This window comes from Oceanospirillum linum (genome assembly GCF_001995095.2).
GTDB classification, from domain to species: domain Bacteria; phylum Pseudomonadota; class Gammaproteobacteria; order Pseudomonadales; family Halomonadaceae; genus Oceanospirillum; species Oceanospirillum linum.
This window is the reverse complement of record NZ_MTSD02000007.1, coordinates 1-14,762: the sequence shown is the minus strand read 5'-3', so window position 1 is coordinate 14,762 and position 14,762 is coordinate 1. Positions and strand designations below refer to the sequence as shown.

General features: G+C 47.4%; 12 protein-coding genes. 1 reads left to right on the top strand and 11 read right to left on the bottom strand.

Annotation, left to right across the window (positions count from 1 at the left end; translation table 11 throughout):
• From cas7e to BTA35_RS13660, 11 genes are all read right to left on the bottom strand, one after another.
• Window positions 1-1,149 carry a type I-E CRISPR-associated protein Cas7/Cse4/CasC gene (cas7e, locus tag BTA35_RS13710; RefSeq protein ID WP_078320388.1) on the bottom strand — a complete coding sequence of 383 codons (1,149 nt, stop codon included), beginning with the start codon at window positions 1,147-1,149 and terminating at the stop codon, window positions 1-3.
• Window positions 1,150-1,167: 18 nt separating this feature from the next.
• On the bottom strand, window positions 1,168-1,635 hold the full coding sequence (gene casB, locus BTA35_RS13705; protein WP_078320387.1) for a type I-E CRISPR-associated protein Cse2/CasB: 468 nt from the start codon (window positions 1,633-1,635) through the stop codon (window positions 1,168-1,170).
• Complete coding sequence (gene casA, locus BTA35_RS13700; RefSeq protein ID WP_078320386.1) at window positions 1,613-3,148, bottom strand: type I-E CRISPR-associated protein Cse1/CasA; 1,536 nt, start codon at window positions 3,146-3,148, stop codon at window positions 1,613-1,615. Before casA ends, casB begins: the two co-directional genes overlap by 23 nt.
• Window positions 3,149-5,854, bottom strand: a complete 2,706-nt coding sequence (gene cas3, locus BTA35_RS13695) for a CRISPR-associated helicase/endonuclease Cas3 (RefSeq protein ID WP_078320385.1) — start codon at window positions 5,852-5,854, stop codon at window positions 3,149-3,151. It abuts the gene before it with no gap.
• 371 nt (window positions 5,855-6,225) lie between these two features.
• Window positions 6,226-6,672, bottom strand: coding sequence for a YcgN family cysteine cluster protein (locus tag BTA35_RS13690; protein WP_078320384.1), 447 nt, complete (start codon window positions 6,670-6,672; stop codon window positions 6,226-6,228).
• 2 nt (window positions 6,673-6,674) lie between these two features.
• A complete protein-coding gene (locus BTA35_RS13685; RefSeq protein ID WP_274378433.1) occupies window positions 6,675-6,962 on the bottom strand; it encodes a YcgL domain-containing protein in 288 nt (95 codons plus the stop codon).
• Window positions 6,963-6,993: 31 nt separating this feature from the next.
• Window positions 6,994-8,133: a ribonuclease D gene (rnd, locus tag BTA35_RS13680; RefSeq protein ID WP_078320383.1), complete on the bottom strand. Its 1,140-nt coding sequence runs from the start codon at window positions 8,131-8,133 to the stop codon at window positions 6,994-6,996.
• Window positions 8,133-8,735: a recombination mediator RecR gene (gene recR / locus BTA35_RS13675; RefSeq protein WP_078320382.1), complete on the bottom strand. Its 603-nt coding sequence runs from the start codon at window positions 8,733-8,735 to the stop codon at window positions 8,133-8,135. The genes rnd and recR overlap by 1 nt, the downstream gene beginning before the upstream one ends.
• A gap of 172 nt (window positions 8,736-8,907) precedes the next feature.
• Window positions 8,908-9,234, bottom strand: a complete 327-nt coding sequence (locus BTA35_RS13670; RefSeq protein ID WP_078320381.1) for a YbaB/EbfC family nucleoid-associated protein — start codon at window positions 9,232-9,234, stop codon at window positions 8,908-8,910.
• A 122-nt stretch (window positions 9,235-9,356) separates the two neighbouring features.
• Window positions 9,357-11,735 carry a DNA polymerase III subunit gamma/tau gene (gene dnaX, locus BTA35_RS13665; RefSeq protein ID WP_078320380.1) on the bottom strand — a complete coding sequence of 793 codons (2,379 nt, stop codon included), beginning with the start codon at window positions 11,733-11,735 and terminating at the stop codon, window positions 9,357-9,359.
• A 160-nt stretch (window positions 11,736-11,895) separates the two neighbouring features.
• A complete protein-coding gene (locus tag BTA35_RS13660; protein WP_078320379.1) occupies window positions 11,896-12,816 on the bottom strand; it encodes a mechanosensitive ion channel domain-containing protein in 921 nt (306 codons plus the stop codon).
• 161 nt (window positions 12,817-12,977) lie between these two features.
• On the opposite strand from BTA35_RS13660, the gene BTA35_RS13655 reads away from it, so the two are divergent.
• Window positions 12,978-14,522 (top strand): sensor domain-containing diguanylate cyclase, encoded by a 1,545-nt coding sequence (locus BTA35_RS13655; RefSeq protein WP_078320378.1) that lies wholly within the window; start codon window positions 12,978-12,980, stop codon window positions 14,520-14,522.
• Window positions 14,523-14,762 lie beyond the last annotated feature (240 nt).

Genomic DNA, 14,762 nt, shown 5'->3' with positions numbered 1-14,762 from the left:
TTATTGCTTGTCGTTGTCAATTGGCCCATCAGCACGTACCCAAGCTTCCAATGCTGGCAACGAATTCTGAGCCAACATATCTGTAGGCAATTCGATAGGCTCTAATGAAAATTCTGCACAACGCTCATCCAGGCCATAGCCGCGATGAATTTTGTCCCAGTATTCATTTAGCTTTTTAGCAGAAGGTTCACGAAATCCGCCTTGATGATCGGCTTTTACAGGTGTTTCAAAGGCATTAGCCAGTGAGATAGGTTGATCGGAAAAGGAGACCAGTGCCTGATCGGCCAAATTGTGAGCAGCATAACTCTGCTGTTTCGCACTGGGCACTTCAGTTGCCAGCATATGTAATACATGCGCGGCAATATCCAAAGCTTTTTCACGAGGCGCATTACCCAGATTTTCCTGTAGCTGGGCAATATTCAGGCTGGCATAGCGGTAAAATACACCGGAGGAAAACTCTTGCGTATCCAGGTGACCAGAACCGGATTCACCCTTACCTTCCTCTAGAGCTCCTACTCTTCTAGATACCTTTTCATCTTGAACGATATCATCAACCGCTGTAAACCAATCAATATCAGCGTCAACAGCATGCGTTGTCAGGGCATGTGCTACCGCTAATGCCCCATCAATATTTGTCATCAGGCCAGAGGTTGCCATACGCCCTGATAGTGCAATATCGATAGCTTGACTGGCAGCGGCAATGGCAGACTTTGAGTCTTTCTCAATTCTCTTCTTAAGTTTGCCAATATCAGCCTCATCAGAATCTTCAATCAATTGACAAAAATAAGCTACTTCAGAGATAACCCAAGGAGCAACAGCTATACCTTTGCTCGACAAATCTGGCAAACCTTCTTTTCCAGATATAGCCTCTAGCGCAGAAATGACTATTTCTTCCGAGAAAGAGTCCTTTAACGCGTCTACATAATGTTGCTGTACTTTAGCTAGCTCGCGTGTTCTCAACGAAGGCTCTCCAAGATGCTTTTTATAATACTCACCTTGACGCATTGTGCGTTTTAAGCTTTGACTGGAAACCCGCACCCGGCGCTTGCCACCAAAAATAGCAGATTTCTGCATATTCATATCATCACGGTTTAAGCAGGATGGGCTATGCGAAATTAACACATGGAAATTAATAAAATTCTTGCTCATGATTTCGTCCTTAAAAAGTTAAGCCGCATTGGGGTTAGCTGATTTATCAGATTTACTGTTCTGAAAGAAGAAATAGTCTTCCAAAATTCGTTGCTTATTACGTTGCCCCCACCAATAAAGGGTTTCTGCCATCAATGGCCAGTCCAGCGATGGTTCTGCCATTTTCAGCAAGCGTCGCAGTTGAATAATATCGTTAGGGAATTCCGAACGAATCACCATAAACAAGCGTTTTTCGCTGATCTCCGCTTTAGCCAGGGCCTGACCCAAGCGAATACCTTCAACGTGATTTTTAACAGTGGGCAGGCAGTAGATTAGCCGCTTCATTCTTCTGTCTCCCACATGACCGTTCAGCAGGTGATAAAAAGCAGGCATCTCGGCCAGGTCATCTGGCTCTGCCGGCCGGCGCAACTCGGCTTTGGGGCCAGGTTTTAATTCAGTGTATCGCTGGTACAAGCGCATAAAATCAGGCTGATTTTGCTGGCTCATGATTACCTCCTTGTGCTTCAAGTTCTTTCAGATATTGGTGTAATAAGCGGCGTGAAGAAGCCAGTGCTTTTAGCATTTTCGGTTCTTGTTTGTAGGGTTCGGTCGCCTGATTAAAAAGATGTATAACGACCGTCTTTAGATCTGAATAAAGACTCTTTAGATCGTCTTGTGGTTGATCAAAATCTATATGGGCAAGTGTGTCGTGAATCAGGTTTTCGGTTTGTTGGTAAAACACCGATGAATACTGAGATGCAATTTTTTTAATTCTATCTCTATTTTTTTTACTTGTAGCACTCATGATCGCTAATTTATAAAAGTCCTCCAATGCCCTAGAAAGCGCATTTTTATAACTTTGAGCGTTTCTAATTAGCTCATCAATTACAATACTGTTGTCCTTCCAGCCATCAGCCAAACTAAACATTTCATGCCTGCGTTCAACAATCGTCGCTGTAGTTTTTATACCATTACGGTAACCTCCAACATAAAAACTAAGTCTATTTGCCCCATATGAACGCAATTGTGCAATAACAGGAGCTGGATGGTATCCCTCTTTATCCTTTTGGATTTCGGCGACCAATTCCGGCAAGTGCACCCAAGTCGGCTGAGTTGTGGTAAACGAAGGAAACTTCTCCTCTCGCCCCCCTTTCTTTATTACAAAAGTACGTGAGGATAAAGGGTGAGGCCAGGCTCCTGATATCGTATATTTGGGCTGTAGTTTTTCCTTAAGAAAGCCGGTGTAAATACGACCGGTGTCACCGCAACAACTGCACACCAAATTAGGCTGTGGTTCACAGAGCTGATATTTTGCTGGTTGCCAGAACAATCCGCGATTTATGCCGATTTCAGAAAAAACATACTGTGCACCGGGGGGGAGACCATCAATGTAGTTTGGAGTCATACAACTCGTTTGACTATACCAAGGCATTTCTTTATTCAATGATTCAACAGTTAAGATGTTATGCCAGATAGTCTTTCTTAGACTATCCGTAGCTATTAAAACTGTTATAGATGTACTTCCTCGCATTCCAGGCTGGAATCCTCCACCCGCACTCGGGCAGTTGTAAGCGGTATTGTATAAAGCAATTGAAACACAACTCGCACACAAGCCGTCAGCTAAACCTTGAGGATTAACAAACGTCTTGTTAGTACCATCCGCTACTCCCGCCATCAGTTTATCCATAGGAGTAGGCTCTTTTGCCTTTACACTGCGAAACTGCATAAATGGCGTTTCAGGGTGATTAAGATCAAACCAGTCCTTTTTACCTTCACAGCCACTCGCATACTCTTCAGGTGTGAGTGGATTTTTAATACGTTGAACCAGCGCTTTTTTATCAGATGGCGTAAAGAGCACTTGGGTCAGTGCCACTAATAATTGCAGGCAGGCAAACTCCATATCATCACGAGGCAAGCAGATTTCACCGCCTTTTTCACCACATAGTAATTGCTGAAACGTGATTTTTTCTTGTAGACCAGCTTGCTGCACCGGTATCCATGAGTCCGTTAATAGATTCATCTATGCATCCTTTTCTAATTCATTGTCAACTTGAAGCTGTTCACGCTGAAAGCCAACAGTGCTTGTATATTGATAGCGCCATTGCTGGTACTGCATAGTCAAAACTGCTCCATTTTGTTGCATTTCAAACCATATCAGCCCATCACTATCTTGCTCCGGTAGGGCTTCTCGTTTACCCCAGCTATGAGGTACAGGCACAGTATTTAAATTAATGGTTTCGATTCTGGTTAAATCACTCTGAGGTGGTAAGGGTTCACCATTTAATAAACAATGTTCACCTTGAGCATTAATATAAAAAGGCACTAAGCTCAGGCTCATTTCACCATCACGGGTCAGCACACTGACACTGGCATCGTCATCAGTTAATGAGTTCATCGAAGACCTCATCAATTGCTTGGCACAGTAATAAGATGCATCCGATTCTTTGCAAAAATTCTCGTAACTTAACCGTACAGAGCTAGGTTCGTCATCCCAGTTTTGCTCTTCATATACTGCTTCTATCCATAAACGATAAGCCTGCGGAAATTCAATTACACCACCAGAAAGACTCTCTTTTTCTAATAATTGATGGGTACGCCATAACACCCGGCTATTGCCGTAAATTAATTCATGCAGATCATAATTTGGTTGTTCCGGCACCAATACAGAACACAATTGTTGTTCAAACCCGTGTGGCCTTGTTCGTTTGTGTCGGTGTAAACGTCCCATGCGTTGAAAAAGTAGATCAACTGGACATAGCTGAGTTATCAACCAATCAAAATCCAAATCTAACGATTGCTCTACCACTTGGGTTGCAATCAAAAAATGGCCTTTTTCACGTGCATCGCGCGGATCAGGATCTTTACCAAATATATTGACGACCAGTTCTTCTTTATTCTGACGGTCATGAAAACTAAAACGTGAATGAAACAGTCCTAACTGATCGGTATTCAGACTGTTATTTTGTTCAAATCGAACTTGCATAATCTGGAACAGATGCTGAGCGACATCCACTAAATTACAAATTAAACAAACCTGAGCTCCGGAAATAACAGCCTGTTCAATACGCAATAGTAAATTATCGTCTGGTAATAACCGCTCGTCTGATAAGAGTTCGATTTCAACTTGTGTGGATTCTGGTCTCAGCTCTGGTCTCGAGTGCAGATCGAAAACCGTACTAGCAGTAGCCGTATAGGAAGTGATTAGAGGGTAGTCATCATTATCTGGAGCAGGCTTTGCTTGCCAAGCGTGTGATAACGCCAGTTTTTGATATTCGGGTAAAGTAGCGGACAATAGAATGGCACTGCCACCACTGGCTTTTTGTTGCTCTAACACACCGCCGAGCAACCCATACATATAACTATCGTAAGCATGTATTTCATCAATGATCAGTACACTGCGACCTATACCAAAACCCCGAACAAACTTATGTTTTATGGGAAGTACAGAAACCAACACCTGATCAACAGTGCACACACCTATTTGCCCAAGAAAAATCCGCTTACGGCTCTGTGCTAGCCATTCGCTACACTGTACCCAGGCCTCTTCATTGCCCTGAAGGGTTCCCGTCCTACTTGTTTGTTTTAGATTAATAAACCCCTCATGGTAACGCGACCGACCATGAGCCAGAATCAAATTAGTTTCATTGCAGAAAATAGTATTAGCCGCTTTCTCCAAGCGCGTGTACATGGCATTGGCCGTAGCCTGAGTAGGCAAAGCAAAGACAATACTATCGGCCAACCCAGCATCCAATAAATGCCAAGCATAAGCCAGCGCGGCCTCGGTTTTACCCGAGCCAGTAGAAGCCTCAATCAGAGTTAAACTTTGTTGCAAAGGCAGATCTTGAATCAACGCTTGAACTTGCCGCGGCTTATAATTCTCACCGAGCAGTTTTTCTATGTCAGGCTTGATGTTAACTTGAGAGTGTAAACCTGCGGTCTTCAGGGCGATTTCAGCAGCATTAAACCTCCCTCGATACCAACTTTTCAAGCCCTGAAATGAGCTTTGCGGACAATCGTCATAACTGAAAAAATCAGAGGAACCAAGCCAGTCACAAACAGAGCAGAAACCTGCAAGCATGATCGCACTTTTCTGCTTAATTAATGGCGGGTTATCTGAAAAGGATAAACCCGCGGGGGTTAAAAATAATTGTTCCAGTGCGTTGACCCACTCCATACGAGCCTGTTTAAACACTACCCCGGCGGACTTACAGAGTAACGGGAGTTTAGCCTGCTCAGATGTCTCAGGAATTTCACCATGATGACCTGCCACCGCCGCCAGCCAAGGTAGCCAATAATCCTTATCTTCGGAATCGACAGAAAGCCAGTCACCATCATCAAATCGAGATTCAAAATCAGAAAAAAACCAATTGAGTCCTTCTGGCCCATGAAAGTATTTTTTGATGTCATTGGGGCTTAAAGGCAAGTCACCCAATGTGGTTCCATGACTAGCTGCAGCGTATGCACTTGGTGCTTTACGCTGAAACCGCAAGTCCCATTTACCATAATCATGTAACGCTATAAAAAACAATATCCAAGCCTTTGCTTTAATTTCCTCCAGCCCAGTTTGAGTCATAAAAGCATTGCGAATTGTCGAGCTTTGCTCCCACCAGCATTCTGCCACTACTGCCACATCTAAACAGCGGTAAGGCAGTAGGTGGTAACTTACACTCTCATTATCCGAGTCTTTTTTGGCCTTCCCCCAATAGCGGTAGTAGAGCTTATCCATAACAATATCCCTATGTGCTTACTATCCTAAACAGTCCTGCCTGAGCCTACCCTAAAGGTACGATAATTTACATCGCAGGTTCTGCCTTAATCCTTTAATAAAAATACACAATAACAATTCTTTTTTTGAGGGTCATTAATACCAAGGGGCAAGGGAGCGTATTTGGCTTGAGGATCGTATTCTGATCTGAGGTTGTGGTGCATGACGCGGTTCGTGCCTCACCACTTATGCCACCCTACAAAACAGGTGAATGATCGGGTTATGGAATGGGTAGAGGCCACGGGAGTGAGCAGAGATAGATAGAGAGATGAATAGAAATACGGGGTGGATACTCACCACTGTACCGATTGCGGTGAATATCCGGGGAGTGGCTATTCAACCCATTGGATGATGTGCCATTCCATTTCGTCGGGATGAACCACTTGTTCGCTGACGGCTCGGCCTTTAATACTTTGGCGGGCTTTGTGGATGCTTTTTTTATCGCCGGTGAGCAGGTGGTGCCATTCTGGCAGAGGTTTACTCTCTTTGATCAGCCGATAGGCACAGGTATGCGGTAACCAGTCAAAAGCTTGTACATCTTCTGGCGTTAGCTTTAAACACTCTGGTACGTGCTGTTTGCGGTTGGCGTAATCGTTGCAGTGGCACTGGGTTATATCGAGCAACTTGCAGGCAACGTCGGTGTAGTAGACGGTGCCGTCGTCTTCATCTTCCATTTTATGCAGACAACATTTACCGCAACCATCACACAAAGATTCCCATTCATCAGGGTTCATCTCTGCTAGTTTTTTATGTTCCCAGAAGTGTCCTGTATCACTCATTTTCAGTATTTGCCTTCTGTGGGGGCTTTATACAGATCCAGCAGGTATTCATCTTTTTTCGGTGGCATTTGCAGATAGAAGCCTTTTTCACGAATATCCCTCAGAACATCTTCTGATTTGACTCGGGCAAGGTCTTTTTCTTCCCGGATAAGCATGGTCATAACCGTTTTGGGTGTACCAAAGATCTCCAGCAGTTCTTTGGGTACACGTTTCAGGCCTTCCTTTTTATCTACGTAAATGTACATCTCATCTTTACGTGGGCTTTTAAATACTTCGCAAATAACTTTCACTGTTTTTCCCGTTATATCGGTGTGAGGCGGACTAACTACGCAACTTATCCAGCAGGTCAATCAGGGGCTGGCCGACCAGGCTTTCCCGCCATCCACGCCACTCTTCAGGTATAAAGTTGAGTTCACCGCGTATTGCCCGGTTTAATACCTGTTCCATCTGGCGTTTTCTGACCAGTAGTTCCGGTGGCAGGTTATGTGCTTCTGCGATCTGACGCACTTGCTTCTTCATCGCTTTTGACCAATCCCGGTAAGGGTGGCCAATGGGAGATGGCAGTGAAGCGGGCCACATGGCCTGAGCCCGGTTTCGGGCGATATCCACCAGTTCAAGAATATCATCGCCGTCTTTTTTGATGGTGCCGTGGCGAATGCCTTCTATCCGGGACAGTTCCATTCGGTTGGCGGGCAGTTTCAGGGCGATCAGCCACAGCAGGTTATCGGAAATCAGACGACCACGGGGGATATTTCGCTCCCGGACCTCCTGTTCCCGCCAGGCCGCTAAGACCTGAAGCACAGCAAGTTGCTCCTGATTCAGTTTCCATGCCTGCTTGACCCGCAGAAAATAAAATTCATCATCCGGTGCTTGCTCTGACAGACGAATGATCTGTGCGCACTCCTGACGACACCAGTCGAAACGATTCTGTTCCTGTAATTTCTGCTCTATTTTTGGCCAGATTTTATACAGATAAAACACATCAGCGGCGGCATAAGCACACTGACTTTGGGTCAGGGGGCGCTGTAGCCAGTCTGACCGGGTTTCCTCTTTTTGCAGAGAGATATCCAGCCAACTCTCTACCATGCGCTGATAGCCAACGGAGAGGGTTTCTCCAAGAAAGGCCAGTGCGACCTGAGTATCCATCATTGGCTTGGGTAAGGTGCCGGTCAGTTTGGCAAAAACATCAAGATCTTCCGAGCAGGCATGCAGCACTTTTAAGGTTTGCTCAGCGTTCAGCACCTGCTTAAAAGGCCCCCAGTCTGAAATGGTAAGAGGGTCAATCAGCCAGCATCCCTGGTTGTCCTGTACCTGAATCAGGGCTGCTTTCGGATAGAAGGTGTCCACACGGATAAACTCTGTATCCAGTGCGATAACACTACAGGTCAGCCAGTGGGTGCAGCGCTCTTTCAGGAGGCTGTCAGAATCGATAAAACGGTATTCGATTGTATCTTCGGTCATTATTTCGCCATAGGTAACCGGCCAGCCATCGCTCGGCTCAGGGTCCCACCATCAATATATTCAAGCTCGCCACCCACAGGAATACCATGGGCCAGGCGGGTTACGGTTACCGGTAAATGCTGCAACATTTCGGAGATATAGTGAGCGGTTGCTTCGCCTTCTACGGTGGGGTTTGTAGCCAGAATAACCTCTTTGACCAGGTCCCGGCGAACCTTGGCTTCCAGGTGATCCAGCCCCAGAGCATCCGGGCCGATGCCGTCAATGGGGGATAAATGTCCGGTCAGGACAAAATAACGACCATCGAACCCTCCGGCCTGCTCCATTGCAATCTGATCTGCTGGCGTCTCGACAACACATAAAAGCTCGCTGTTGCAACGCTCACTTCTGCACAGGCTGCACACGGGTTCTTCTGTCAGGGTTCGACACTCCTGACATTGTCCGACATGCTCCAGGGCACGTTCCAATATCTCTGCCAGCCGGAAGCCACCTTCACGCTCTCGCTCAAGAAGGTGCAGAGCCATACGCTGAGCCGATTTGGGCCCAACACCGGGCAGGCATCGTAAGGCGGTAATCAGTTCTTCAACCAAGGGGCTGAAAGCCATAGCAGATCCTTAAGTCAGACCTTTCAAGCAGGATTATCATTTACAGGCTGATATATGAGAATAAGCACCAGCCAGATCAAGAGTGACCATTATAAAAGTAAAAGTGACAACGTAAAAAGCCGCTGATCAGCGGCTTTTTACGCTTGATCCGTTCAGGTTAAACCTTCACCGATCAGAATGGCATTTTAAACCCGGGAGGCATCTGCATGCCACCGGTCAGTTCAGCCATTTTTTCCTGGGTGCTTGTCTCAACGCGGCGAACAGCATCATTCACGGCAGCGGCAAGCAGGTCTTCCAGCATCTCTTTATCTTCACTCATCAGGCTATCATCAATGGAAACAGCGCTCACATCATGCCGTCCGTTCATGGTGACCTTCACCATGCCAGCACCGGACTCACCGGTCACAGTATGATTAGCGGCTTCTTCCTGCAGTTTCTGCATTTTTTCCTGCATCTCCTGCGCCTGCTTCATCAGGTTACCCATTCCGCCTTTAAACATTATTTCATCCTCAAGTCGCTTGGTCATTCACCGTTTTACCTCATATTAAACGGGTAAAACGATCTGTCTTTTCCGATCCCGCATGATCAGGTCAGGCTTTGCGTAAGAAACAGACTCACAGTCTAAATCAAAGGTTCCACGCTCTCACTCAGAACCTGTGCGTCAAAGTTCTGCTGCAACGCCTGAATAACAGGGTCGCGGGCAAATAGTGCTTCAGCCTGCTGCTGCCGTCTCTGCTTCAGAGCCGCTTCATAGTCTTCTGGTGTGTCCAGATCTGTGCTGAACGCACTGATTTCAATGGTCAGGGGTTCGTTAAATAGCTTTTGAATACTTGCTTGCCAGCTGGCTTGGCGTTCCGGCGTTAAAAAGTTTTCGGTTACTGCTTTAAGGGCAAACTGCAGATGGGTGCCTTCACGGGACAGCAGGGCCGCATTTTTTGCCAGTGAACGATCGAGCCCTTTAAGGGGAAGGTGAGCAAATGCCTGCAGCCAGTCCTGGTTGGTATTCAGTTGCTCAGGGCAGGGGCCAACAAGGGGCGTGATCTCCACCTCCGCGGTTTCAGGCAGAGCCGTGTCACGCAGGGCCGGTGCCTGCTTTACAGCCTCAGACATGGGCTCGGGCATCATGTCCTGATATTCCGGGGTGGGCGGAGCCGGAGTCTGGGTCGGTTGATCTGCCGGAGGACTCGGGTGCTCCTGTGCTATCGGATTTGGCTCAGCTACCGGGCTTGGCTCAGCGATCGGGTTTGGCTCAGCGATCGGGTTTGGCTCAGCGATCGGGTTTGGCTCAGAAAGAACCGGCACCACTTCCCAGGGCGGAATATCATTCCCAGTCGCTGGTGTCTTTTCGGGTGTAGATCCGGGATCTGTGTTCACGCTGTTGTGCAGCCTGAGATGGTCAGCGCCCGTCTCTTGGCTTGGTATCGCGGAACGTTTCGAGGCCTGGCTGATTTTATCTGCGCTGGCTGATGGAAACTGAACCGTTCTCAGCCCGCTCCCGAGAGAAGCTCTGGCACTTTGCACCCTGGAACCGGCCTCCTGAGGCTGGGTATCTCCAAAACGGCCTTCATCAGCAGAGGCCTCTGATACCGGCGGCGTAGTCTGATCCGTCGGTTTCGGCGAACCTCCTGCAGGAGGTGTAAATTTCACCAGCTGAGGCTCAGGAGCCGGGGTATCAGGGTTTAAAGCTATGTTTTGTGGGTCATCTGGTATGCCATAAACTCCCTGAGCCACAGGCTGAGGTACCGGTGCGCTCTGGGGTGGCTCAGTCAGAGATAAGTCCGTTAGCTCTTTTTTTTTAGTGCTGTCAGGCTGGCCCGATTGCGGAGCATCATTTTCAGGAGCCCCCTCTGAGACAGGCTGCCCCTGCATAGGCATAGCCTGACTTGACAGCGGGCTACCCCCTTCACTGGGCACACCCTGAGGGGCAAAGGCAACCATGCGGATCAATGCCATCTCAAAACCGGTTCGGGCATCGGGAGCCAAAGGCAGATCTTCCTGGCTCTTAATCGCAATCTGGTAATAAAGCTGAACATCCTCTGCGGTCAGCCGGGCAGCCTGAGTTAAAACCTGTTCACGATCTCCCTGAGCATTATCTACCGCGTCCGGAAGCAGCTGGGCAACGGCCATACGGTGCAGATAAAGGGCCATATCTGAAAGAATCGTTTCGAAATCTGCAGCCTGCTCAGAAAGTCGTGTCACTTCAGATAGCAGGGCTTTGGCATCACGGCTGATCAGGTGATCGATCAGAGCGCCAACGTGCCGTTGATCGACCAGGCCCAGCATCTCACTAACCTGAGCGGCATCGATATGCCCCTGTCCATAAGCGATGGCCTGATCCGTCAGGCTGAGTGCATCTCGCATACTGCCATCGGCAGCACGCCCCAGCTGCCAGAGCGCCGCATCTTCAAACGGAATCTGCTCCTGGGTCAATACGTTGCTCAGGTGCTCTACCACTCGCTCCGGCGGCATGTTTTTCAGATTAAACTGCAAACAACGGGATAGTACGGTCACTGGCAATTTTTGAGGATCGGTGGTGGCCAGCAGAAATTTCACATGGGGAGGTGGCTCTTCCAGCGTTTTAAGTAAGGCGTTAAAACTATGGGTAGAGAGCATGTGCACCTCATCAATAAGGTACACTTTGTAGCGGCCACGGGATGGCGCATACTGCACGTTATCCAGTAGTTCACGGGTATCTTCCACTTTGGTCCGTGATGCAGCATCCACTTCAATCAGGTCTACAAAACGCCCCTCATCAATCTCACGACAACTGCTGCATTCACCACAGGGGCGGGATGTTACGCCCGTTTCACAATTCAGACATTTTGCGATAATCCGGGCGATAGTCGTCTTACCTACCCCACGGGTTCCGGTAAACAGGTAGGCGTGATGCAAACGGTCATTATCAAGGGCACTCACCAGCGCTCTGCGCACATGATCCTGCCCAACAAGCTCATGGAAATTTTTAGGACGCCATTTACGGGCCAGTACCTGATAACTCATATAAACCAGTCTGCTGTGTGAAAATTGCGGGGTTAACCCGGTTCAAAATACTGCCTGATCAGACATAAATTCGAGCCTGATATTGTACACTAAATGTTGAATACGGTATTGCACTTCTTCATGGCCGCAACGGGCTTCTGTACGCTAACTTATTGCCGTATCAACTTTTTTTCGGCCGAAGATGTCGGGCCGGATGGCTTTCACTAACCACAACTTCCGGTACGTCATCCAGTTGCTGATCCGGGCCATAAAAAGCATCCAGTTTGTGGGTGATACTGTACCAGTAATCAAGGAAGTCTTCTGTAATCTCCTCTTCAATGCGGGTTGCTTCCTGTGTTGGGCAAAAAATGGTGACAACAAACACATTACGGGCTGTATCATTGGTTGCAACACGAACGTTCAGATCAGAGACACTCAGAGCTATTCCCAGTCGTTTTTCAATCAAACTACTGTAGCGGTCAGCAACTTCTTTAAATGGACTGCAATATTCTCTGACCAAATCCTCCAGGTAGAGCCTAGCATCACGAACACTGATGGCATCCGCTTCCCGGACAATACTGAAACTATGGGCGACATAGCGGCGCATAAAGTTAAGGTTCTTAATCACACCCGTGCTGAATTTATTATTTGGAATAACCAGGCTGCGACCAGTGTAAGCGTAGCTCATTCCTTCGATATCAACCTCCAGCAGGGTGATTGTCAGCCAGTCACTACGTACCACTTCACCATAGTGATGCTCCACTTTGATCCAATCGCCGATACTGAATGCCCGGCTGCTGGCAATGTAGATGGCACCTAAAAAGCACTGAATCTGCTCCCGGGTTCCGACAACCAGTGCAACAGCAAAAGCTGCAATGGAAAGTGCGACAAAGCGCAGTTCACTCAACCAAATAATCACCAGACCAATAATAATGACTAGACTGGTAATGTTAGTGATCGTATTTGTCCAGCGGCGATGGAGGTTATCCTCATCTTTAACAACACGTTTTACAAACCTAACGCTTAACCAACGCAATAAGAGACAGGTGAAGACAAAGACAAGCGACAAGATCCACTGGTTGTCATTGACAATATCTTTCATAACACCCTCGAGTAATTAATAATGAATAAGCCTCAGGTAAACGAGGTTTTTTATGCTCAATCCAATGAAAGCAGGTATCTCTGTTCAGGTATACCGGCAGCAATAATGCAAAGCTTTTAGATGTTTTTTCAGCGGATGACAAGAATAACAGAGGCAACACTATGGCTTCACAGAAACGCTATATTATCGTTTTTTTTCTGCTGCTATCGGTATTTTTTTCATCGCTTTTACGGGCTGATACCTTTGACAATCTATTTGAAAAACACGCTGTCGTTATGCTGCTCATTGAGCCTGAAAGTGGCAAAATATTCCGGGCAAACCAGGCTGCTTCTGAGTACTACGGTTACAGCAAAAATAAACTACAACAGATGCATATTCAGGAGATCAATGCATTATCTCCTGAAGCCGTAGCGGCTGAACGGGAGTTAGCCCGCAAGGAAAATCGCAACTACTTTATTTTCCGTCACAAGCTGGCCGATGGCTCCATCCGAACCGTAGAAGTATCTGCTATCCCCTTTGAACAGGATCAGCAAAACTATCTCTTCTCCATTGTGACCGATATTAATGACCTTAGGGCCGCAGAAGATAGCCTCTGGCATTACCAGAACCAACTGGAAGAGATGGTTAAGCAACAACTGAGCTACCTTCGCTCTAAAGATCTTTTTATCTATACCCTATTGGCAATTGCCCTGGTCTCTCTGTTGTTCGCCACAGCGGCTATGGCCTACATGCTGTACCGGAAACGCCTTCATGCCTCACAGCTTCAGGCAGAGAAAACAAGGCTGGATGATATTATCTGGGGTACAAATGCCGGCACCTGGGAGTGGGACTGTCTTTCTGAAAAAATTGCGATCAATCACCGATGGGCGGACATTGCCGGATTTACTATGGCAGAGCTGGAGCCGCTGACACTATCAAAGCTCGAGTCTATGATTCACCAGGATGACCTTGAAACAATGCGACTCCAGCTCAATGATCACCTGACCGGTAAAGAAGATTACTACCAATCCGAATACAGGATACGTCATCAGCAGGGACACTGGGTGTGGGTTCTCGACAGAGGACGCATGGTTAAACAGGACGAGGCCGGAAACCCTGTACGAATCTGCGGCACTCTGCAGGATATATCCAGCGAAAAACGTGCATTGCTGCAACTGGAACACATGGCTCATTATGATCAGTTAACCCACCTTGCAAACCGCTCTCTGTTCTATGAGCGCCTCAATCATGCATTGGTGAGTGCGAAACGCAGTCCTGATTGCTTTGCTGTTATGTTTCTCGACCTGGACGGCTTCAAAGAGGTTAACGATCAGTATGGCCACCATATCGGTGATGCCCTTCTGATAGAGGTTGCAAAGCGCCTGCAAGCAGCGGTCAGGGAATCCGATACCTGTGCCAGGATGGGCGGCGATGAGTTTGCATTACTGATCGACCATCTGTCAGATCATCATGCCGCAGCCTTGGTCGCGGAGCATATTCTGACCCAGCTGCATAGTCCATATGAGCTGGAGGGTCACCGCTTAACCAACCTGTCCTGCAGCCTGGGTATCGCGCTATACCCTGATCACGAATCATCAGGCAATAGCCTGGTTCAAATGGCAGATAGTGCTATGTATGAAGCTAAACGATCCGGCAAAGACACGTTTGTTTTTGCTTCCAATAAAACAGACCGTTTCGAGAGAAGAGCTATAAAAAAAGATAGCTGATCCGGTAGTACATCATAAAAAATCCGGGGAAATAAACCTTCCCCGGATAAGTAATAGCCCCATTAAAGCAGAATCTGTCAGCGTGTCAGCTTTTGCATCTCAACCGCATAAATAACCGCCTCTATTCGCCTGTTCCTGCTATGGGCCGCTTCGTTATCTGCCGGATCTAACAATCTCGACTCACCATACCCTTTGCTCCGCACCCGTTGCGGATCAACCTTGAACTCTTCAACCAATACC

Excerpts from the sequence above, each read along its gene's own strand:
- cas7e (WP_078320388.1), bottom strand. The coding sequence starts at position 1,149 with ATGAGCAAGAATTTTATTAATTTCCATGTGTTAATTTCGCATAGCCCA.
- casB (WP_078320387.1), bottom strand. The coding sequence starts at position 1,635 with ATGAGCCAGCAAAATCAGCCTGATTTTATGCGCTTGTACCAGCGATAC.
- casA (WP_078320386.1), bottom strand. The coding sequence starts at position 3,148 with ATGAATCTATTAACGGACTCATGGATACCGGTGCAGCAAGCTGGTCTA.
- cas3 (WP_078320385.1), bottom strand. The coding sequence starts at position 5,854 with ATGGATAAGCTCTACTACCGCTATTGGGGGAAGGCCAAAAAAGACTCG.
- BTA35_RS13690 (WP_078320384.1), bottom strand. The coding sequence starts at position 6,672 with ATGAGTGATACAGGACACTTCTGGGAACATAAAAAACTAGCAGAGATG.
- rnd (WP_078320383.1), bottom strand. The coding sequence starts at position 8,133 with ATGACCGAAGATACAATCGAATACCGTTTTATCGATTCTGACAGCCTC.
- recR (WP_078320382.1), bottom strand. The coding sequence starts at position 8,735 with ATGGCTTTCAGCCCCTTGGTTGAAGAACTGATTACCGCCTTACGATGC.
- BTA35_RS13670 (WP_078320381.1), bottom strand. The coding sequence starts at position 9,234 with ATGTTTAAAGGCGGAATGGGTAACCTGATGAAGCAGGCGCAGGAGATG.
- dnaX (WP_078320380.1), bottom strand. The coding sequence starts at position 11,735 with ATGAGTTATCAGGTACTGGCCCGTAAATGGCGTCCTAAAAATTTCCAT.
- BTA35_RS13660 (WP_078320379.1), bottom strand. The coding sequence starts at position 12,816 with ATGAAAGATATTGTCAATGACAACCAGTGGATCTTGTCGCTTGTCTTT.
- BTA35_RS13655 (WP_078320378.1), top strand. The coding sequence starts at position 12,978 with ATGGCTTCACAGAAACGCTATATTATCGTTTTTTTTCTGCTGCTATCG.